The following is a 21,015-nucleotide window of genomic DNA, read 5'->3' on the forward strand; positions in this document are numbered from 1 at the left end:
TCAGTTTGCCTGCGTGGCACGGTAGGCCATCACGCCGGCGACGGTATAGAACGATCCGAAGACCAGAATTCTATCATTCTCGGTGGCTCGCTCGATGGCGTCGCGGAATGCCGCCTCGGGGCTGGAAAAGCAGGCCGCGGTGGCATCCGGGCCGGGGCGGAAGCCCCCTGCCTCCAGCTTCGCCAGCAGCTCCGCGGCGCTGGCCGCGCGTTCGGTCGGCAGGTCGCACAGGCACCAGTGGTCGACCTTGTCGGCCACGTGCTGCAGCACCCCGGCGATGTCCTTGTCCTGCATCGCCCCGAACACCGCATAGGTGTAGCGGAAGAACCCCATGTTCTCGAGGTTCTGCCCCAGCGTGGCGGCCGCATGCGGATTGTGCGCCACGTCGAGGATCACGGCGGGACGGCCCGGCAGCACCTGGAACCGGCCCGGCAGCTCGACGAAGGCCAGGCCGTTGCGCACTTCCTGCGCGCTTACCGGCAGGCGCTCGCGCAGCGCCTGCAGCGCCGCCAGCGCAGCCGCTGCGTTGAGCAGCTGGTTGGCGCCGCGCAGCGCCGGATAGCCCAGGCCGTTGAGCCTGCGCCCGCCGCCGCTCCAGTCCCATTGCTGGCGCTCCTGGCCCTTGGCGGCCTGGAAATGGTAGTCGCGGCCGACCAGCCACAGTTCGGCGCCGACCGCTTCGGCGTGCGCCACCAATGACTTGGGCGGCACCGGATCGCCGCAGATCGCGGGCACGCCCGGACGGAAGATGCCGGCCTTCTCGAAGCCGATCTGCTCGCGGGTGTTGCCCAGGTACTGGGTATGGTCGATGTCGACGCTGGTGATGATCGCGCAGTCGGTATCGATCACATTGATCGCGTCGAGGCGGCCGCCCAGGCCGACTTCCAGCACGATCGCATCGAGGCCGGACGCGGCGAAGAAATGGAGGATCGCCAGCGTGGTGAACTCGAAGTAGGTCAGGCTGACCGGGTCGGCAAAGCTGTTGCGCGCGTGCTCGACCGCCTCGAAGTGCGGCAGCAGCTGCGCATCGGTCGCGATCTCGCCGTTCAGCCGCGCCCGCTCGTTGAACGTGATCAGGTGCGGCGAGGTATGGCAGCCCACCTTGTAGCCGGCTTCCAGCAGGATGCGCTCGAGCATGGCGCAGGTCGAACCCTTGCCGTTGGTGCCGCCCACGGTGAAGACGGCGGCGTCGATGCGCAGCCCGAGGGCTTCCTTCACGCGCGTGATGCGCGTCAGGCCCATGTCGATGCCCACGGGGTGGGCGGTTTCGAGATGGGCAAGCCATTCGGGGAGCGTGTGGAAGACAGGCATTTCGGTGTGCGAGGAAAGCGTTTGCTACCAGATTCGGGCACGCGCGCGCAAAGTCAAGGGCGCGGCGCCGCAGGCATCCAGAAAAGGCGAAAGGCGCGTCAACCACCCGCGCCTTCGGTACCGCGATACTTGCGGCGTTATGCCACCGCGTCGGCGGGCTGCTTCTGCAGCAGCGCCAGCAGCTGCGCCAGTTCGGCGCGCATCTTGCGGCGGTCGACGATCATGTCGATGGCGCCCTTGGTCAGCAGGAATTCCGAGCGCTGGAAGCCTTCCGGCAGCTTCTCGCGCACGGTCTGCTCGATCACGCGCGGGCCGGCAAAGCCGATCAGCGCCTTGGGCTCGGCGATCACCACGTCGCCCAGGAAGGCGAAGCTGGCCGACACGCCGCCCATGGTCGGGTCGGTCAGCACGCTGATGAACGGCAGCCTGGCCGCGCTCAGCTGGTTCAGCATCGCCGTGGTCTTGGCCATCTGCAGCAGCGACAGCAGGCTTTCCTGCATGCGCGCGCCGCCGGTGGCGGTAAAGCAGATGAACGGCACCTTCTGCTCCAGCGCGGCCTGCGCGCCGCGCACGAAGCGCTCGCCCACCACCGAGCCCATCGAGCCGCCCATGAACTCGAACTCGAAGCAGCTCGCCACCACCGGGATGGTATGGATGGCACCGCCCATCACCACCATGGCATCGGTCTCGCCGGTGTCTTCCATGGCGGCCTTGATGCGGTCCGGGTACTTCTTCGAATCCTTGAACTTGAGCGCGTCGACCGGCACGATCTCCTGGCCGATCTCATAGCGGCCTTCGGCGTCGAGCAGTGCGTCCAGGCGCGCCCGCGCGCGGATGCGCATATGGTGGTCGCACTTGGGGCAGACGTGCAGGTTGGCCTCGACGTCGGTCCGGTACAGGGTGGACTCGCACGACGGGCACTTGACCCACAACCCCTCGGGGATGCCCTTGCGGGTGCTGGGGTCGGTCTGTTGAATCTTGGGGGGCAGGAGTTTATCCAACCAGCTCATGAAAGCTCCTTTCGGATGACTGCGCTGCGCCGGCAGGCCCGCGGTCGGGGCGCCGGTTGGCCGAAGGCAGGGAATCAGCCCGCGAATTTACCATGCCGGCCCGGTCAGGTCGAAGCGCAACGCGTGAATTGCGCACGATAATGCACCTCTCGCATCGACCAAAGCCGGCAATGAATCACTTCAGGCGTCCAGCGCCTGTCGAATTTCGGCGATGAACGATTGCAGCGCTGCGACAGCCTGCTCGCGCGGCGTGTCTTCCAGCAGCTGCACCAGGCGGCTGCCGATCACCACGGCATCGGCCACGCTGCCGATCGCGCGCGCGGTCTGCGCGTCGCGGATGCCGAAGCCCACCCCGACCGGCAGGTTGGCGTGCTGCTTGATCAGCGGCAGCCGCGCCGCCACGCTGTCCAGGTCGATCGATGCGGAGCCGGTCACGCCCTTGAGCGAGACATAGTAAAGATAGCCGCTGGCGACCCTGGCCACCGCCTCGATGCGTGCATCGGTCGAGGTCGGCGCCAGCAGGAAGATCGGGTCCATGCCGTGGTCGCGCATCAGCCCGGCGAACGACTCGCACTCCTCGGGCGGATAGTCGACCACCAGCACGCCGTCGACGCCGGCGGCGCTGGCCGCCTTGGCGAAGGCCGCTTCGCCCATGCGCTCGATCGGGTTGGCATAGCCCATCAGCACGACCGGGGTGTCGGCGTTGGTCTGGCGGAATTCGCGCACCCACTGCAGCACCTGCGTGAGCGACACGCCCTGCGCCAGCGCGCGCTCGGAGGCGCGCTGGATCACCGGGCCGTCGGCCATCGGATCGGAGAACGGCACGCCCAGCTCGATCACGTCGGCGCCGCCCGCCACCAGCGCGTGCATCAGCGCCACGGTCAGGCCGGGCTCGGGATCGCCGGCGGTGATGAACGGAATCAGGCCCTTCTTCTGCTGCGCGGCCAGCGCCGCGAACGTCTTCTGGATACGGGACATATCAGGGAATCAGGTGAGGCCGCGGCGCCGGCGAGGCGTCGTCGTTGGCGGCGGCCAGGGTTGGGGCGGCGTCGGGCTCGATGGCGGGCATGGCTTGCGCAGCCGCGGCCACGCGCCCGCACGCCACCTGCACGTACTCCGGGTTGATCTCGTAGCCCACGAAGCGGCGGCCGTGGCGCAGGCACGCCACCGCGGTGGTGCCGCTGCCGGCGAACGGGTCCAGCACCAGGCCGCCCGGCGGGCAGCTCGACAGCACCATGCGCTCGACGATCTCCAGCGGCTTCTGCGTCGGGTGGTTGGCGCGTTCCGGGTCCTGGCGGTGGATGCGCGAGACGCTCCACAGGTCCTTCGGGTTGTAGCCCACCTCCAGCCACTTCTTGCCTTCGAAACGCGGGCGGCTGCGCGCCTTCTTGGTCTCGGCGTCGTAGGGAATGCGCACCGGATCGAGATCGAAGTAGTAGTCGCGCGCCCGCGCGAAGAAGCCGATGTTGTCGTGCACCGACGAGAACTTGCGCGTGGTGCCGCCCATGCTGGGCACGCGGCGGTCCCAGATGATCTCGTTGATCATGGTGAGGCGCCGCTTCAGCATCACGAACAGCTCGGGCGAGTACTGCCAGGTGCAGAACAGGTAGAGCGTGCCCTTGGGTGCGAGCTTGGGCACGACCGCATCCATCCAGCGCTCGGACCAGTCCAGGTATTCCTGGCCCGACAGCAGGTCGGAATCGTTGCCGTAGTCCTTGCCCAGCCCGTACGGGGGGTCGGCGACGATCAGGTCGACCGAGCCGTCCGGCAGGCGCGCAATGCCCTCGAACATGTCTTCCTGGAACAGGCGCAGCTGGGCGGAGTCGGGCGCACCGGACGCGTCCGGTGCGCCCGCGCCGCCCACGGCAAGTCCGGTCGGAGGCAGCGCGCGCATCAGAGCTTGAGCCCCGCGCGCTCGGCCACGGTGTGCATGTCCTTGTCGCCGCGGCCGGACAGGTTCACCAGCAGCAGCTTGTCTTTCGGCAAGGTCGGCGCCAGCTTGCAGGCATAGGCGATGGCGTGGCTCGATTCCAGCGCCGGGATGATGCCCTCGATGCGGCAGCAGTCGTGGAAGGCCTTGAGCGCTTCTTCGTCCGTGACCGGCACGTATTGCGCGCGGCCGCTGTCCTTGAGCCAGGCATGCTCGGGGCCGACGCCCGGGTAGTCCAGGCCGGCCGAGACCGAATGCGTCTCGATGATCTGCCCGTTGTCGTCCTGCAGCAGGTAGGTGCGGTTGCCGTGCAGCACGCCCGGCGTGCCGCCGGTCAGCGAGGCCGCGTGGCGGCCGGTGTCGAGGCCGTCGCCGGCGGCTTCGACGCCGATCAGCTGCACGTCCGCATGCTCGATGTACGGGTAGAAGATGCCCATGGCATTGGAGCCGCCGCCGACGCAGGCGATCACCGCATCCGGCTGGCGCCCGGTCATCTCGGGCATCTGCACCTTGGCTTCCTCGCCGATCACGCACTGGAAGTCGCGCACCATCATCGGGTACGGGTGCGGTCCGGCCACGGTGCCGATGATGTAGAAGGTGTTCTCGACGTTGGTGACCCAGTCGCGCATGGCTTCGTTGAGCGCGTCCTTGAGCGTGCGCGAGCCGCTTTCCACCGGCACCACGGTCGCGCCCAGCAGCTTCATGCGGTAGACGTTGGCGGCCTGGCGCCTGACGTCCTCGGCGCCCATGTAGACCACGCACTCCATGCCGAAGCGCGCGGCGATGGTGGCGGTGGCCACGCCATGCTGCCCCGCGCCGGTCTCGGCGATCACGCGCGGCTTGCCCATGCGCCTGGCCAGCAGCGCCTGGCCGATCACGTTGTTGATCTTGTGCGCGCCGGTGTGGTTCAGGTCCTCGCGCTTGAAGTAGATCTGCGCGCCGCCGAGCGTCTCGCTCCAGCGCTGCGCGTGATAGATCGGCGACGGGCGGCCGACAAAGTGCTTCAGTTCGCGGCGGTATTCGGCATCGAACTCCGGGTCCTTCTGGTAGTGCGCATAGGCCTCGCGCAGCTCATCGAGCGCGTGCACCAGCGTTTCGGACACGAAGGTGCCGCCATAGGGGCCGAAATGGCCACGGGAATCGGGCAAGTCGTACATGTCTAGACTCTTCGGAACAGCGGCCTTGCCTCAGCCGGCAAGGGCGCGTAGTTGACTGGGGTGCGCGATGTCCGCGCTGAAGCGGCGGACACGGGATGGGCAGGGGATCGGTCTTCGCTCCGGCTCATCCGGCCTCGGCGCTGCGGACAGCGCGCACGAACTCGGCAATGCGGGCGTGGTCCTTCACGCCCCTGGCGGCCTCTACCCCGCTGCTGACATCGACGGCGTAGGGGCGCACGCGTTCAATCGCGCCAGCGACGTTTTGCGCGTTCAACCCACCACTCAAAACGATGCGAGGAGCGCCGCTTGCGTTCGGGTTGCCGGTAGCCGGTACCGGGGAAGTAGGCGGAAGCCATGCCGGAGGAATCAGGGTCCAGTCGAAGACGTGGCCGCCACCGCCATAGCCTTCGACGAAGGCATCGAGCAGCAAGGCAGCGGCATCACGGTATTGATTGGCGAATTCTATCAAATCGAGGCCCGGGCGGACACGGGCGGCGCGCAGGAACGGCAGCGCGCAGCGCTGGGCGGCCTGGGTGCAGAACTGCGGGGTTTCGTCGCCGTGCAGTTGCAGCAGCGTCAGCGGCACACGCTCCGCGACGTGGGCGATGTCTTCAAGGTCGGCGTTGACGAACAGGCCCGTCACCGCGACGAACGGCCCGGCGGCCTCGGCCAGCGCCGCGGCTTGCGCCACGTCGACGTAGCGCGGGCTCTTCGGGTAGAACACCAGCCCGATCGCGTCCGCGCCGGCATCGACGGCGGCGCGCACGTCGTCCTCGCGGGTCAGGCCGCAGATCTTGATGCGGGTGCGCTGCGGCAGGTGCGCCGCACTGCCCTCAGGCTGCGTCATCGAACACTCCATGGAACAGGCTCGCGGACGGGTCGGCCGCGGGGATCGGGTAAGCATCAGGATACTTGACCCCGACCAGGTAGAGGCCATCCGGCATGAAGGTGGGTGCCGCCAGCTTGCGGTCGCGCCCGGCCAGCACCTGCGCCAGCCACTGCGGCGGGTAGCGCCCGCGCCCCACCGCCACCAGGCAGCCCATCAGGTTGCGCACCATATGGTGCAGGAAGGCGCTGGCGCGAAAGCGCAGGAAGACCCAGTTGCCCTGCTCGCGGATGGTCACGTCATACATGGTCTTGACCGGCGACCTGGCCTGGCATTCGGCGGCGCGGAACGCCGAAAAATCGTGCTCGCCGAGCAGGCATGCCGCGGCTTCGCGCATCGCATCGGCATCCAGCCGCTGTCCCGGCGGCAGCATCTGGTAGCCGGCGCGGCCATGCACCAGCGGGACCCGGTGCGGGCCGGTGTAGAGCGCGTAGTAATACATGCGCTCGAACGCCAGGAAGCGGGCATGGAAGCCTTGGTCAACCGGCAGCGCCCATTGCAGCGCGATTGACGGCGGCAGGAAGGCGTTGACGCCGCGCACCCAGGAAAAGGGCTCGCGCACCAGTTCTGTATCCAGGTGAATCACCTGGCCCAGCGCGTGCACGCCGGTATCGGTGCGCCCCGCCACCGTGGTCAGCAGGCGCACGCCGGCAAAGCGCTCGATGGCGTCTTCCAGGCGGTCCTGGACGGTATTGCGATGCGGCTGCGACTGCCAGCCGGAAAAGGCGGCGCCGTCGTAGTGCAGGCCAAGGGCGATGCGGTTCATGTCAGGGGGAAATGCATGGCGGCGTGCAGGCTATGCGCGCCGAAAAAAGCAAATGCGCCGGAAGGGACGCTTCCGGCGCATCGCTTCGGGCTGCGGCAGCGCGTGCCGCGGCCGGACCGCCAATGATAGCTCAGGCCACTTCGAGCAGCAGCGAGCGGGCCTCGGCCTGCAGCGGATCCTGCGACTGCTCGACCACTTCCTGCAGCAGCTCGCGCGCCCCCTCCTTGTCGCCGATCTCGATATAGGCGCGCGCCAGGTCCAGCTTGATCTGCATGTCGCGCCCGCCGTCCATGCCGTCGGTCGACAGCGTGCTCGGCGACACGCTCTGGCCAAGGCTGCCGGCGGTGTCGGGCGCTACGCGCGACAGGTCGATCGGCTCGGCCAGCTTGCCGTCGCGCAGCATGGTGGTGGCCGGCAGCGGCATCGAGGCCTCGTCCAGTGCCGTGCGACCGCCGGCTTCGCCTTGCGGCGCGCCGCCCAGGTCCAGCGACAGCCCGGACATGTCGAATTCCAGCGGGCGGCCGCGGGTCGGCGTGTCGAGCGTGGGCACGTCGTCATCGGCGAGCGGATCGGCGCCCGGCAGGCCCATGTCGAGGCGCACTGCCGCGCCGGCGTCCGGGGTATCGGCGCCAAACACCATGGCCGCCGAAGCGGGAGCCACGATGGGGTCGCCGGCGGCCGGCGCCGGGAACGCGTCCAGCGGCAGCGCCAGGTCGCCCAGCGATGGCTCCAGCCGCGCGATCGAGGCGGGATTCTGCGACGGGTCCTGCGTGCGCCACTGGTCGGTCGCCGGCGATGCCGTATCCGGACCCGCGGCCTCGGCCGTCACCGCCAGGAACAGCGCATTGCCGGGTTCCAGCGCGCGCCCCATTTCTGCGGCCTTCAGCCATTCCGCCCCGTGTCCGCCGGTCTGGGCGAACATTTCCTCTGCAATCACGCGGAACCCTTCCACATCCTGTCTGTTGCTGTAAATCTCCAGGAGCTTGAGCCGCACCGGCTGCTGCTCCGGGTGTTTCTCCAGGGCTTCGCGCAGGATTTCCTCGGCCTGCACATCGCGCCCGTAGGCGATATAGACCTCGGCCTCGGCGATCGGATCGACCTCGTTGGCTTCCGGCGTGTTGTTGCCGATGCGGAAGTCGGCGCCGAACACGCTGTGCTGCGAGGTATCAACGCTCTGCCCGCCGGCGGTGCCGAACAGCGAGTTGGCGCCGGCCATCACCGTGCTTTCCTGCGACAGGATGCTGTCGCCGAAGCCCGTGGCCTCATTCTCCTTCTGCTTCTGGCGGCGGCGATAGATCGCGTACACGCCCAGCAGGGCCACCACCAGGCCACCGCCCGGCAGCAGCATGGGGTTGGCCAGCAGGCCATCGAGGAACGACGGCTCGGGCACCGGCTCGGGCTGCGCGACTGGCGCCGGCGCAGGCCTGGCGGCGGGAGCCGATGCGGCGCCCTGCCCGGCGTTGGCGGCCACGTCCGCGGCGGGCTGCGAGGCCGGCAACGCGGCCACGGAGGGAGCCGCCGCGGGCGCCACGGCGGCCGCGGCGGCCGCGGCACTGGCGCCGGCCGCGGGCACGGCAGGCGCGCTCGCCGCATTCGCGACCGCTGCCGGGGTTGCCGCGTCTGCGGCGGTGGTGGCCACAGCATCGGCCTTCGGCTGTGCGGCCGGCACCACGACAGGCGCTGCCGCAGCCGCCCTGGCGGCGGCATCGGCCTTTTCCTTGTCGGCCAGCGCGGCCTGGTTGGCCTGGCTCAGCTTGGCGATCTCGGCGTTCTTCAGCTCGAGCAGCTTCTGCATGTCGCCGACGTTCTTTTCCAGCTGCGCCAGGCGCGCCTCGGCTTCCTTCAGCTGGCGCTCGCGCGCGACGCCGGCTTCGGCCTTGGCCGCGGCGTCGGCCTGCGCGCCACGCGCGGCCTTGCTGAGCTTCAGTTCATCGCGCGGGCCGTCGGTCGGCGCCGCCTGCTCCTGCACGCGCGCGGTCACGTTGCCGGACTGCTGGCGGCCGCTGTCGGGGTCGACCGACTTCGCCGCGGCGGCGCTGGCCAGCCGGCTGCGGTAGGCGTCGAAGCCCTGCGTGCGCGCCACCACCTCGCGGCGTGCCGCCTTCGGAGTCACGGCCTGCGCCTGTTGCTGGGTCGGCACCTGCAGCACCGCGCCGCTGCGCAGCCGGTTCATGTTGCCGCCGATAAAGGCGTTGGGATTGTTGCGGTAGAGCGCCACCAGCATCTGGTCCAGCGATACCGATTCCTGGCCCTGCACGGCTTCGCCGGCAATGCCGTAGAGCGTGTCGCCGCGCTGCACGGTGTAGCCGGCGCCGGGGGCCGTGTCGGCGCCGGCGGCGGGCGCCGCGGCGCGCCGGGCGCTCTGGCGCGCGGGGCGCGCCGGTGCAGGCCTGGCCGGTTCGGCCTCGGCCGAGGGCGCGGCCTGCTGCGCCGGCGCAGGCTGCGCGGCGGCAGGTGCCGGCGCGGCCGGTGCATCGGGCGTGGCCGGCTGCACCACCGTTGCCGGCGAGAAAGTCTGGTTGGAAGCCCTGGCCCCGGCGGGGTCGAGCAGGAAGGTGTAGGCGCGCGAGACCTTGCCGCTGGCCCAGCTCATATCGACCAGGATGTCGACGAAGGGTTCGCTGATCGGCTGGCTGGAACGGACCCGTGCCACGTAGCTGCCGTTGGCGCGGCGCTCGACTTCGAGCCGCAGGCTGCCGACGGCCGGCAGGTAGGTCAGCCCGGCCGCGGCATAGGCGGTGGGCGGCGCCAGCCTGACGCTGAGACCCGCGGCCTCTTCGGGGGTGACCCCGCTGATGTCGATCTCAGCCTGCAGCGGCTGCCCCAGATTCGACTGAACCCGCAATTGCCCGAACCCCGCGGCATACGCGGCCGGCTGCGCAAGCAGCAGGCCCAGTGCCGTGACGGCCAGCGTTGACCAGCGCTGACGGGCAGTAGGCGCATCTTTCCGGCGATGTTGGCTCACACTCACCTTGTGCTCCGTTATGTTTTAGTAGCGATATGAATCGACAAACCGACCCCATAAACACCAGGTCCGCACGGCCGGCGGGACATTCTGAACGGCCCCTTTGCCAGCCCGCGCGCAGGCGCCGGCCCTGCCGGCGCGGCGCGCGTGCCGGCGTATTGTGACGCATCGCCCAGAAAAATAGGCGCCCGGATACAACAACGCCGCGCAGGGGCGCGGCGTCGCAAGCAAAGCGCATCATTCTGTTGCCTGGCTGCAACGCACGCAACCAGGCTACGGACGGCACCGTGCGCTCAGGACTCGATCAGGATACGCAGCATGCGGCGCAGCGGTTCGGCCGCGCCCCACAGCAGCTGGTCGCCGACGGTGAAGGCCGACAGGTACTCGCCGCCCATCTGCATCTTGCGCAGGCGGCCGACCGGGATCGTCAGCGTGCCGGTCACGGCGGCCGGGGTCAGGCCGGTCATGCTGGCTTCGCGCGTGTTCGGCACCACCCTGGCCCACGGGTTGTGCGCGGCCAGCATGCCTTCGATCTCGTCCAGCGGCACATCCTTGCGCAGCTTGATGGTCAGCGCCTGCGAGTGGCAGCGCATCGCGCCGATGCGCACGCACAGGCCGTCGACGGCGATCGGCGTGGCGCCGGTCGCGCCCAGGAAGCCCTCGCCGCGGCCCAGGATCTTGTTGGTCTCGGCGCCGCCCTTCCACTCTTCCTTGGACTGGCCGTTGCCCAGGTCCTTGTCGATCCAGGGAATCAGGTTGCCGGCCAGCGGCACGCCGAACTGCTTGGTTTCTTCGGCGGACAGGCCATGCTGGGTCGCCAGGATCTGGCGGTCGATTTCCAGGATCGCCGAGGCCGGGTTGTCCAGCAGCGGCTTGACCGATGCGTTCAGCGTGCCGAACTGGGTCAGCAGTTCGCGCATGTGCTGCGCGCCGCCGCCCGACGCCGCCTGGTACGTCATCGAGGTCATCCACTCGATCAGGTCGGCCTGGAACAGGCCGCCCAGGCCCATCAGCATGCAGCTGACCGTGCAGTTGCCGCCGATGAAATTCTTCACGCCCTTGGACAGCGCGTCCTTGATCACACCCTGGTTGACCGGATCCAGCACGATGATGGCATCGTCCTTCATCCGCAGCGACGACGCCGCGTCGATCCAGTAGCCCTTCCAGCCCGCCGCGCGCAGCTTGGGGAAGACCTCGTTGGTGTAGTCGCCGCCCTGGGCGGTCAGCACCACGTCGCACTTCTTCAGTGCCTCGATGTCGTTGGCATCCTTGAGCGTGGTTTCGTTCTTCGCCATGGCGGGCGCCTTGCCGCCGGCGTTGGACGTGCTGAAGAAGACGGGCTCGATATGGTCGAAATCACGCTCTTCCTGCATGCGCTGCATCAGGACGCTGCCGACCATTCCCCGCCAACCGACGAGACCTACAATCATGATTTACCTCGGATGTGATTTTGACTTCCCCGCCATTTTCCTCGCCCGGCGTGGCTGCGCGGGGAAGACGGGCAGGCACGACGAACGGATCTAGGCGATCGCGGTTTTAATAGTGGTTTTAATCGTCGTTGCGGTCTGGCCGAGCGAAATCGTGCCGACCGGGCCGCGGATAGCGGTCAGGGCAGCAACGGCAGTCAGGGTGGACTGGGAAAATCGGGCCATTCGCGGAGTCTACACGATTTTGCGGCGCTGCCGCAGCGTGCAAATTGGGGACAAATAAAACGCAGGGCACCGCAACGGCGGTGCCCTTTCGCGTGTGACTTACAGTGCCGCCAGCACCGCCTCGCCCATCTCGCGGGTGCCAACCTGCTTGCAGCCCGGCGTCAGGATGTCGCCGGTGCGGTAGCCCTGGGCCAGCACCTTCTTGACGGCGTTCTCGATGCGGTCGGCCTGCTCGGCGCGGTTCAGCGAGTAGCGCAGCATCATCGCCGCCGACAGGATGGTGGCCAGCGGATTGGCGATGCCCTTGCCGGCGATGTCCGGCGCCGAGCCGTGCGACGGCTCGTACAGGCCCTTGTTGCTGGCATCGAGCGACGCCGACGGCAGCATGCCGATCGAGCCGGTCAGCATCGCGGCCTCGTCCGACAGGATGTCGCCGAACATATTGCCGGTGACGATCACGTCGAAGCTCTTGGGCGCCTTGACCAGCTGCATCGCGGCGTTGTCGACGTACATGTGCGACAGCTCGACTTCCGGGTATTCCTTGCTGACGTCGATCACGATGTCCTTCCAGAACTGGAAGGTCTCGAGCACGTTGGCCTTGTCGACGCTGCACAGCTTCTTGCCGCGCTTGGCCGCGGCCTGGAACGCCACATGGGCGATGCGGCGGATCTCCGGCTCGCTGTAGCGCATGGTGTCGAAGGCTTCGCGCGCGCCCTGGAACAGGCCGTCCGGCGCTTCGCGCAGGCCGCGCGGCTGGCCGAAGTAGATGTCGCCGTTCAGCTCGCGCACGATCAGGATGTCGAGGCCGGCGACCAGCTCGGGCTTCAGGCTCGAGGCGCCGGTCAGTTCCGGATAGCAGATCGCCGGGCGGAAGTTGGCGAACAGCTGCAGGTGCTTGCGCAGGCCCAGGATGGCCTGCTCCGGGCGCAGCGCGCGCTCCAGGCTGTCGTACTTCCAGTCGCCGACGGCGCCGAACAGGATGGCGTCGGCTTCTTTGGCCAGCTTGAGCGTGTTCTCCGGCAGCGGATGGCCTTCGGCCTCGTAGCCGGCGCCGCCCACCGGCGCGGTTTCCAGCTCGAACTTCTCGTCGAGCGCGTTCAGGACCTTGACGGCCTCCGCAACGATTTCGGGGCCGATGCCGTCACCCGGCAGGACTGCGATCTTCATTGTTGTCTTTCCTCGTTGAGTCTTATCCGACCAGGCGGTTGTTCAGCCACGGCATCTTGGCCACGCGCTCGGCCTCATAGGCCTTGATCTTGTCGGCATGGCGCAGGGTCAGGCCGATATCGTCGAAGCCGTTCAGCATGCAGTACTTGCGGAACGGGGCGATGTCGAACTCGTAGCCTTGCCCCGACGGCGTCAGCACCACCTGCTTGTCCAGGTCGATGGTCAGCTGGTAGCCGTTGAACGCGTTGGTCTCGTTGAACAGGTGCTCGACCTGCTGCTCGCTCAGCGCCACCGGCAGCAGCCCGTTCTTGTAGCAGTTGTTGAAGAAGATATCGGCGAAGCTGGGCGCGATCACGGCGCGGAAGCCGTATTGCGTCAGCGCCCACGGCGCGTGCTCGCGCGAGCTGCCGCAGCCGAAGTTGCGGCGCGCCAGCAGGATCGACGCGCCCTGGTAGCGCGGCTGGTTCAGCACGAAGTCCGGGTTCAGCGGACGCTTGCTGTTGTCCATGCCGGGCTGGCCCACATCCTTGTAGCGCCACTCGTCGAACAGGTTGGGGCCGAAGCCGGTGCGCTGGATCGACTTCAGGAACTGCTTCGGGATGATCGCGTCGGTATCGACGTTCTCGCGGTCGAGCGGCGCGACCAGGCCGCTGTGTACGGTGAACTTTTCCATGGTGCTGTTTCCTTGCTGGTTCAGCCCAGCTTGCGGATATCGACGAAATGGCCCTCGATGGCTGCGGCCGCGGCCATCGCCGGGCTGACCAGGTGGGTGCGCCCGCCCGCGCCCTGGCGGCCTTCGAAGTTGCGGTTCGAGGTCGACGCGCAGCGCTCGCCGGCCTCGAGGCGGTCGGCATTCATGGCCAGGCACATCGAGCAGCCCGGCTCGCGCCATTCGAAGCCGGCGGCCTTGAAGATCTGGTCCAGCCCTTCGCGCTCGGCCTGTTCCTTGACCAGGCCCGAACCCGGCACCACCATCGCCAGCTTCACGTTGCCGGCGATCTTGCGGCCCAGCTTCTGCACCACCCACGCGGCGGCGCGCATGTCCTCGATGCGGCTGTTGGTGCACGAGCCGATAAAGACCTTGTCGATGCTGATGCTCTCGACCGGCACGTTGGGCTGCAGGCCCATGTATTCGAGCGCGCGCTCCATCGCGTTGCGCTTGTTCGCGTCCTTTTCCTTTTCCGGGTCCGGCACGCGGTCTTCGATGCTGATCACCATTTCAGGAGACGTGCCCCAGGTCACCTGCGGACGCACGTCTTCGGCGCGCAGCTCGATCACCTGGTCAAAATGGGCGCCAGCGTCGGAATGCAGCGTGCGCCAGTAAGCCACGGCCTGCTCCCACTCCACACCCTGCGGCGCGTACGGGCGGCCCTTGACGTATTCCAGCGTGACATCGTCGACCGCCACCAGGCCGGCGCGCGCGCCCGCCTCGATGGCCATGTTGCAGACCGTCATGCGGCCTTCCATGGTCAGGTCGCGGATGGCAGAGCCGGCGAACTCGATGGTGTAGCCGGTGCCGCCGGCGGTGCCGATCCTGCCGATGATGGCCAGCACGATGTCCTTGGCGGTGCAGCCGCGCGGCAGCTTGCCCTCCACCTTGACCAGCATGTTCTTCGCCTTCTTGCCCAGCAGCGTCTGCGTGGCCAGCACGTGTTCCACTTCGGACGTGCCGATGCCGTGCGCCAGCGCGCCGAAGGCGCCGTGCGTGCTGGTATGCGAGTCGCCGCACACCACCGTCATGCCCGGCAGCGTCGCGCCCTGCTCCGGCCCGATCACGTGCACGATGCCCTGGCGGTGGTCGTTCATCTTGAACTGCGTAATGCCGTAACTGTCGCAGTTCGCATCGAGCGTATCGACCTGCAGCTTCGACACCGGGTCGGCAATGCCCTGGCTGCGGTCCGTGGTCGGCACGTTGTGGTCCGACACCGCCAGGTTCGCGCTGATGCGCCACACCGGACGCTGCGCCAGCTTCAGGCCCTCGAACGCCTGCGGGCTGGTCACTTCGTGCAGCAGGTGGCGGTCGATGTAGAGCAGCGTGGTGCCGTCTTCCTCGACGTGGACGGTGTGGTCATCCCAGAGTTTGTCGTAGAGCGTCTTGGCCATGATGCGGTGGCGGGACCGATGACCGGGCCTTGGCAGGCCGGCCGGCGGGGACCGCGCAGTAGTTTGCAGGGGATTGGGTCCGCTTCGGCCGCGGTGACGAGCCGGACAACGACGATGACGATGATCGCGCCGGAAGCCGCGGGAAACGAGCGTTATTTCAAGCGTTACGGCAATGCTTGACTTGGCAATCGATTATGCCACCGCTGTGGCCCCGGGCCGGGACAGGTCGGGGTGGAAATGTAATGTGATTGGCGAAAGGGGGATTTCGCGGATGGCGAAAAGGCTTGGATGGGCTCGGTTTTCTCCCCTCTCCCGCGCGCGGGAGAGGGGCCGGGGGTGAGGGCAGGAGCGTCAAGGGCCGACGTCCGGGGGTTTAAACCGTTGGCCCCGCTTGATGTGGCCTGGTGCTAGCCCACCCCTCACCCCAGCCCTCTCCCCATGAGGGGAGAGGGAGAACACCTTGATTTGGCCAGCCCGGGCGGCTTGGGAGCACCCAAAACCGCCCTTCTCTTTCGCGTTTTGGGCGGCTTCGTCAACCGCCGAGGTAGGCGGCCTTGATCCGGTCGTTGGCGAGCAAGTTTGCGCCCGTATCCGCCAGCACCACCTTCCCCGTCTCCAGCACATAGCCCCGGTCCGCGACCTGCAGCGCCTTGTTGGCATTCTGCTCGACCAGGAACACGGTGACGCCCTCGTCACGAATCGTCCGGATGATGTCGAAGATCTGCGCGATGATCAGCGGCGCCAGCCCGAGCGTCGGCTCGTCCAGCAGCAGCAGGCGCGGCCGGCTCATCAGCGCGCGGCCGATCGCCAGCATCTGCTGCTCGCCGCCCGACATGGTGCCGGCGCGCTGGCCCGCGCGCTGGTTCAGGCGCGGGAACAGCTTGAACACGTGCTCGATGCCGGCCTCGATCTCGTCGCGTTTGGCGAAGAACGCGCCCATCTTCAGGTTCTCCAGCACCGTCAGGCTCGGGAACACGCGCCGGCCCTCGGGCGAGATCGCCATGCCCAGGCGCATGATCTCGTGGGTCGAGCGATGGGTGATGTCCTGCCCTTCGAACAGCACGCGCCCGCTCGAGGCGCGCGGCGTGCCGCACACGGTCATCATCAGCGTCGTCTTGCCGGCGCCGTTGCTGCCGATCAGGGTGACGATCTCCCCCTTGTTGACTTCGATCGATACGCCCGACAGCGCCTCGACGGCGCCGTAGTGGGTATGGACCTGTTCCAGCTTCAGCATCAGTCCTCTCCCAGGTAGGCCTTGATCACGCGCGGGTCGTTGCGCACTTCGTCCGGCTTGCCGGTCACGATCGGCTTGCCGTGTTCCATCACCAGGATGCGGTCGGACACGCCCATCACCAGGCTCATGTCGTGCTCGATCAGCAGCACGGCAATGCCGAACTCGCGGCGCAGCTGGTCGATCAGTTGCGACAGCTCGATCTTCTCCTGCGGGTTCAGGCCGGCGGCGGGCTCGTCCAGCATCAGCAGCCGCGGCTGGGTGATCATGCAGCGCGCGATCTCGAGCCGGCGCTGGTGGCCGTAAGAGAGCGTGCCGGCCTCGCGGTTGGCGACGCCGGTCAGGCCCATGCGCTCCAGCCATTGCGCGGCACGCTGCAGCGCTTCGCGCTCGGCGCGGCGGTAGGCCGGCGTCGCGAACAGCCCGCGCAGGATGCCGGACTGCACCTGCAGGTGCTGCGCCACCAGCAGGTTCTCGACCACGGTCAGGTTCTTGAACAGGCGGATGTTCTGGAACGTGCGCACCAGGCCCTTGCGCGCCACCATGTGGCTGGGCAGGCCGGCGATGGCGTGGCCATCGAGCGTGACCTCGCCCGCGGTCGGCTTGTAGAAGCCGCCGACGCAGTTGAACACCGTGGTCTTGCCGGCGCCGTTCGGGCCGATGATGGCGAAGACCTCGTCCCGGCGCACATCGAAATCGATGCCGTCGACGGCCAGCAGGCCGCCGAAGCGCATCTGCAGGCCCGACACCTTGAGCAGTTCTGCGGTGGCATTCATTGGAGCAGTCATCGGTGCATTCATCGGGGCAGCTCCACGTGCGGACGGCTCGCGGGCAGCAGGCCCTGCGGGCGCCACATCATCATCAGCACCATCACCAGGCCGAAGATCAGCATGCGGTATTCGGCAAAGCCGCGCGCCACTTCGGGCAGCACCGTCAGCAGGATCGCCGCCAGGATCACGCCCAGCTGCGAGCCCATGCCGCCCAGCACCACCACGGCCAGCACCAGCGCCGATTCGATGAAGGTGAACGATTCCGGATTGACCAGGCCCTGGCGCGCGGCGAAGAACGCCCCGCCCAGCCCCGCGAACGACGCGCCCAGCGTGAACGCCGACAGCTTGATGCGGGTCGGGTTCAGGCCCAGCGAGCGGCAGGCGATCTCGTCCTCGCGCAGCGCCTCCCAGGCGCGGCCCATCGGCATGCGGATCAGGCGGCTGGTCACGAACAGCGTGAAGCCCACCAGCAGCAGCGCGATCAGGTAGAGGAAGATCACCATGTGCTGGCTGGCGTAGTCGAGCCCGATCAGCTCGTGGAACGTGCGCGCGCCCTCGACGCTGGCGCTGCGCGCCATCTCGATGCCGAACACGCTCGGCTTGGGGATGCCCGAGACGCCGTCCGGGCCGCCGGTCAGGCTGGTCAGGTTGTTCAGCAGCAGGCGGATGATCTCGCCGAAACCCAGCGTGACGATGGCCAGGTAGTCGCCGCGCAGGCGCAGCACCGGGAAGCCGAGCAGGAAGCCGAAGCCCGCCGACATCGCCGCCGCGATCGGCAGGCATTCCCAGAAGGTCAGGCCGAAGTACTGGTTCAGCAGCGCGTAGGTATAGCCGCCCACCGCATAGAAGCCGACATAGCCCAGGTCGAGCAGGCCGGCATAGCCCACCACGATATTCAGCCCCAGGCCCAGGATCACGTAGATCAGCGCCAGCGTGGCCACGTCGACCGCGCCGCGCGAGCCGAAGAACGGCCACACCAGCCCCACCGCCAGCAGCACCCACAGCGCCGCGCGCTGCCGCTGCGCGCCCAGCGCCGGCAGCGCCGGCAGGCGCACCGCGCTGCCGGCGCGCGACAGCATCGGCTTGAACAACTGGAACAGGAATACCGCGGCCACGGCGATCCACACCGGCCGCCAGTGCGGCTCCAGCACCACCTTGTAGCCTTCCAGCTTGAGCTGCAGGCCGAGGATGGGAATGGTCAGGATGGCGGTCATCACCGCCGCCGTGATCGCGTTCTTGAGCGACTGGCCCGGCGTGGCGCCGCGCGCGGCGTGTCCGGCGGACATCGCGGAAACTTGGTTGGTCATGTGTCGCCTCCCTCAGACCTTTTCGACATCGGGCTTGCCCAGCAGCCCGGTCGGACGGAACAGCAGCACCAGCACCAGCAGGCTGAATGCGACCACGTCCTTGTATTCGGCCGGCATGTAGCCCGAGGCGAAGGTCTCCGCCAGGCCCAGCAGCACGCCGCCGAGCATCGCGCCCGGGATGCTGCCGATGCCGCCCAGCACCGCCGCGGTAAAGGCCTTGATGCCGGCAATGAAGCCGATGAAGGGATTGAGCTTGCCGATGGTCAGGCCGATCAGCACGCCGCCCACCGCCGCCAGCATCGCGCCCAGCACGAAGGTGAACGAGATCACCTTGTTGGTGTCGATGCCCAGCAGGTTGGCCATGCGCATGTCTTCGGCGCAGGCGCGGCAGGCGCGGCCCATGCGCGAGCGGCCGATAAACAGCGTCAGCGCCACCATCAGCGCCAGCGTCACGCCGACGATCAGCAGGCGCGAGTACGGCACCGTCACGGTGAAGTCGCCGCCCATCTGGAACTCGATCGCGCCCGAGATCAGCACCGGCACCGACACGTCGCGCGCGCCCTGACCGATCTGGACATAGTTCTGCAGGAAGATCGACATGCCGATGGCGGAGATCAGCGGCACCAGCCGCGGCCCGCCGCGCAAGGGGCGGTATGCCACCCGCTCGACCGCATAGCCGTAGACGCCGGTGACCAGCACCGAGACCAGCAAGGCGGCACCGAGCACCAGCGGCAGGGGGTAGCCTGCCTGGGCGCCGATGGCGGTGAGCGTGACCAGGCCGACATAGGCACCGATCATGTAAATCTCGCCGTGCGCGAAATTGATCATGCCGATGATGCCGTAGACCATTGTGTAGCCGATGGCGATCAGCGCATAGATCGCACCCAGCGTCAGGCCGTTGACCAGCTGCTGGGTGAACTGTGGAAGGAATTCATTCATTGGGGAAGCCTCGTAGGCGCCGGAACTGGCGTCGGCCGGATGCGCCAACACCATTCGAACTTGCCAGAGCAAGGTGTTCTCCCTCTCCCCTCATGGGGAGAGGGTTGGGGTGAGGGGTGGTTTAGCTGGGAGCCAGGTCAAGCAAGGCCAACGGTTTTAACCCGCTGGCCTCAGCCTTTGACCCGCCTGCCCTCACCCCCGGCCCCTCTCCCGCAAGCGGGAGAGGGGAGCACCCCATCGGGGACGCGAATGCCTTAGTTGGCGGCCGTCTTGCTGGCGTCCTTGTGCCAGGTGTAGACCACGAACTTGAAGGACTTCAGGTCGCCCTTGGCGTCGTACTCGACCTTGCCGATCGGCGTGGTGAAGGCGTTCTTGTGCATGTACGCCGCGACCTTGGTCGGGTCGGTGCTCTTGGCGCCGGCGATGGCGTCGCCGATGATCTTGACGGCGGCGTAGGCCGGCATCTGGAACGGACCGTTGGCGTCACGCTTCTTGTCGGCAAAGGCCTTGACCAGGCCGGCGTTGGCCGGATCGGCCGAGAAGTCGGCCGGCAGCGTCACCAGCATGCCTTCCGACGACGGGCCGGCGATCGCCGTCACGTCCTTGTTGCCGACGCCCTCGGGGCCCATGAAGGTGGCCTTCACGCCCTGCTCGCGCGCCTGGCGCAGCAGCAGGCCCATTTCGGGGTGGTAGCCGCCGAAGTAGACAAAGTCCACGCCCTGCGACTTGAGCTTGGTGATCACGGCCGAGTAGTCCGAATCGCCGGCGTTGATGCCCTCGAACACCGCCACGGGAATCTTGGCGGCTTCCAGGTCCTTCTTCACCGAGCTGGCGATGCCCTGGCCGTACGACTGCTTGTCGTGCAGCACCGCGACCTTCTTCGGCTTGACCTTGCCGATGATGTACTGGGCGGCGGCCGGGCCCTGCTGGTCGTCGCGGCCGATGGTGCGGAAGATGAAGTTGCGCTTCTTGGTCTCGGTCAGCTGCGGCGCGGTGGCCGACGGCGTGACCATCACGATGCCCTCGTTTTCGTAGATGTCCGAGGCCGGGATGGTCGAGCCCGAGCACACGTGGCCGATCACGTACTTGATGTTCTGGCTGACGATCTTGTTGGCCACCGCGACAGCCTGCTTCGGCTCGCAGGCGTCGTCCATCAGCACCACCTCGAACTTGTTGCCGCCGGCGCCGCCGGCTGCATTGATCTGTTCGACGGCGGTCAGTGCGCCGGCCTTGACCATGTCGCCATACTGCGCCACCGAGCCGCTCATCGGGCCGGCAATGGCGATCTTCACGGTTTCAGCGTTGGCGGCGGCGCCGAAGGTAGCCAGCATGGCAGCCAGCGAAATGGTGGAAAGACGGGACAGCGTCATCAGGAGCTCCTCGATTTATGTTTGGGTCAACCGGGCAGAAACGGTATGACCTGCGCAATCGAACAACACCCGCGGACTACAGAAAAGACGCCCGAGACGCGGAAGACGAGCCTGCAAGGAAGAGACAGCGTATGCGGGGCCCGGCAAGTGTCAGTCCCGCTGGGGTGTGGGGACCAAGGTTCGGAAAGACAACGTTTGATGCGTTCTCTATTGCGCAAGCGATTCGCCTGCCCCGCTTGCCGCACCGCATGCCGGAAGGGTGGCCCGGCTGCCGTCGGCAAAGCAGCCCGCATTATAGGGTCAAATTTCCTGCCGCACGCGACTATCGCACAATTTATGCGGAACCGATTTGGGAAAACGCGACACAATCGTCCACAAATTGCGCTCGGGACCATTCAAGGTGCAATTTCCTGCCCTTGCCGGCGCCGCGGTGCACAACCGCGTCCGGCCC

General features: G+C 67.6%; 18 protein-coding genes. All 18 read right to left on the reverse strand.

Features of this window, described 5'->3' with window-relative positions; translation table 11 throughout:
• A complete protein-coding gene (gene folC, locus CBM2594_RS11625) occupies nucleotides 1-1,311 on the reverse strand; it encodes a bifunctional tetrahydrofolate synthase/dihydrofolate synthase (protein WP_116356949.1) in 1,311 nt (436 codons plus the stop codon).
• 137 nt (nucleotides 1,312-1,448) lie between these two features.
• Entirely contained in the window at nucleotides 1,449-2,321 is an 873-nt protein-coding gene (gene accD / locus CBM2594_RS11630) for an acetyl-CoA carboxylase, carboxyltransferase subunit beta (protein WP_116356950.1), read from the reverse strand.
• A gap of 180 nt (nucleotides 2,322-2,501) precedes the next feature.
• Nucleotides 2,502-3,299: a tryptophan synthase subunit alpha gene (trpA, locus tag CBM2594_RS11635; protein WP_116356951.1), complete on the reverse strand. Its 798-nt coding sequence runs from the start codon at nucleotides 3,297-3,299 to the stop codon at nucleotides 2,502-2,504.
• Nucleotide 3,300: 1 nt separating this feature from the next.
• Nucleotides 3,301-4,215 (reverse strand): DNA-methyltransferase, encoded by a 915-nt coding sequence (locus CBM2594_RS11640; protein WP_116356952.1) that lies wholly within the window; start codon nucleotides 4,213-4,215, stop codon nucleotides 3,301-3,303.
• The gene (gene trpB / locus CBM2594_RS11645; protein ID WP_116356953.1) at nucleotides 4,215-5,408 is read right to left on the reverse strand and encodes a tryptophan synthase subunit beta; all 1,194 of its coding nucleotides are present in this window, start codon (nucleotides 5,406-5,408) and stop codon (nucleotides 4,215-4,217) included. Before trpB ends, CBM2594_RS11640 begins: the two co-directional genes overlap by 1 nt.
• Nucleotides 5,409-5,532: 124 nt before the next feature.
• The gene (locus tag CBM2594_RS11650; RefSeq protein ID WP_116356954.1) at nucleotides 5,533-6,255 is read right to left on the reverse strand and encodes a phosphoribosylanthranilate isomerase; all 723 of its coding nucleotides are present in this window, start codon (nucleotides 6,253-6,255) and stop codon (nucleotides 5,533-5,535) included.
• Nucleotides 6,242-7,060: a tRNA pseudouridine(38-40) synthase TruA gene (gene truA / locus CBM2594_RS11655; RefSeq protein ID WP_116356955.1), complete on the reverse strand. Its 819-nt coding sequence runs from the start codon at nucleotides 7,058-7,060 to the stop codon at nucleotides 6,242-6,244. The genes CBM2594_RS11650 and truA overlap by 14 nt, the downstream gene beginning before the upstream one ends.
• A gap of 130 nt (nucleotides 7,061-7,190) precedes the next feature.
• The gene (locus CBM2594_RS11660; protein ID WP_116356956.1) at nucleotides 7,191-10,031 is read right to left on the reverse strand and encodes a FimV/HubP family polar landmark protein; all 2,841 of its coding nucleotides are present in this window, start codon (nucleotides 10,029-10,031) and stop codon (nucleotides 7,191-7,193) included.
• Nucleotides 10,032-10,318: 287 nt separating this feature from the next.
• Complete coding sequence (gene asd, locus CBM2594_RS11665; protein ID WP_116356957.1) at nucleotides 10,319-11,455, reverse strand: aspartate-semialdehyde dehydrogenase; 1,137 nt, start codon at nucleotides 11,453-11,455, stop codon at nucleotides 10,319-10,321.
• 90 nt (nucleotides 11,456-11,545) lie between these two features.
• Nucleotides 11,546-11,677 (reverse strand): hypothetical protein, encoded by a 132-nt coding sequence (locus tag CBM2594_RS27000; protein ID WP_290367792.1) that lies wholly within the window; start codon nucleotides 11,675-11,677, stop codon nucleotides 11,546-11,548.
• Between the two features lie 99 nt (nucleotides 11,678-11,776).
• Entirely contained in the window at nucleotides 11,777-12,844 is a 1,068-nt protein-coding gene (leuB, locus tag CBM2594_RS11670) for a 3-isopropylmalate dehydrogenase (RefSeq protein ID WP_116356958.1), read from the reverse strand.
• 22 nt (nucleotides 12,845-12,866) lie between these two features.
• The gene (gene leuD / locus CBM2594_RS11675; RefSeq protein ID WP_116356959.1) at nucleotides 12,867-13,517 is read right to left on the reverse strand and encodes a 3-isopropylmalate dehydratase small subunit; all 651 of its coding nucleotides are present in this window, start codon (nucleotides 13,515-13,517) and stop codon (nucleotides 12,867-12,869) included.
• Between the two features lie 20 nt (nucleotides 13,518-13,537).
• Nucleotides 13,538-14,947, reverse strand: a complete 1,410-nt coding sequence (gene leuC, locus CBM2594_RS11680; protein WP_116356960.1) for a 3-isopropylmalate dehydratase large subunit — start codon at nucleotides 14,945-14,947, stop codon at nucleotides 13,538-13,540.
• 532 nt (nucleotides 14,948-15,479) lie between these two features.
• Nucleotides 15,480-16,181, reverse strand: coding sequence for an ABC transporter ATP-binding protein (locus tag CBM2594_RS11685; protein ID WP_012353364.1), 702 nt, complete (start codon nucleotides 16,179-16,181; stop codon nucleotides 15,480-15,482).
• On the reverse strand, nucleotides 16,181-16,954 hold the full coding sequence (livG, locus tag CBM2594_RS11690) for a high-affinity branched-chain amino acid ABC transporter ATP-binding protein LivG (RefSeq protein WP_116356961.1): 774 nt from the start codon (nucleotides 16,952-16,954) through the stop codon (nucleotides 16,181-16,183). The genes CBM2594_RS11685 and livG overlap by 1 nt, the downstream gene beginning before the upstream one ends.
• 20 nt (nucleotides 16,955-16,974) lie before the next feature.
• Nucleotides 16,975-18,255, reverse strand: a complete 1,281-nt coding sequence (locus tag CBM2594_RS11695) for a high-affinity branched-chain amino acid ABC transporter permease LivM (RefSeq protein WP_232346601.1) — start codon at nucleotides 18,253-18,255, stop codon at nucleotides 16,975-16,977.
• 12 nt (nucleotides 18,256-18,267) lie between these two features.
• Nucleotides 18,268-19,194, reverse strand: a complete 927-nt coding sequence (livH, locus tag CBM2594_RS11700) for a high-affinity branched-chain amino acid ABC transporter permease LivH (RefSeq protein ID WP_018005204.1) — start codon at nucleotides 19,192-19,194, stop codon at nucleotides 18,268-18,270.
• Nucleotides 19,195-19,448: 254 nt separating this feature from the next.
• Nucleotides 19,449-20,564 (reverse strand): branched-chain amino acid ABC transporter substrate-binding protein, encoded by a 1,116-nt coding sequence (locus tag CBM2594_RS11705; protein ID WP_062800981.1) that lies wholly within the window; start codon nucleotides 20,562-20,564, stop codon nucleotides 19,449-19,451.
• Nucleotides 20,565-21,015 lie beyond the last annotated feature (451 nt).

The sequence above is a fragment of the Cupriavidus taiwanensis genome, assembly GCF_900249755.1.
Lineage (GTDB): Bacteria > Pseudomonadota > Gammaproteobacteria > Burkholderiales > Burkholderiaceae > Cupriavidus > Cupriavidus taiwanensis_D.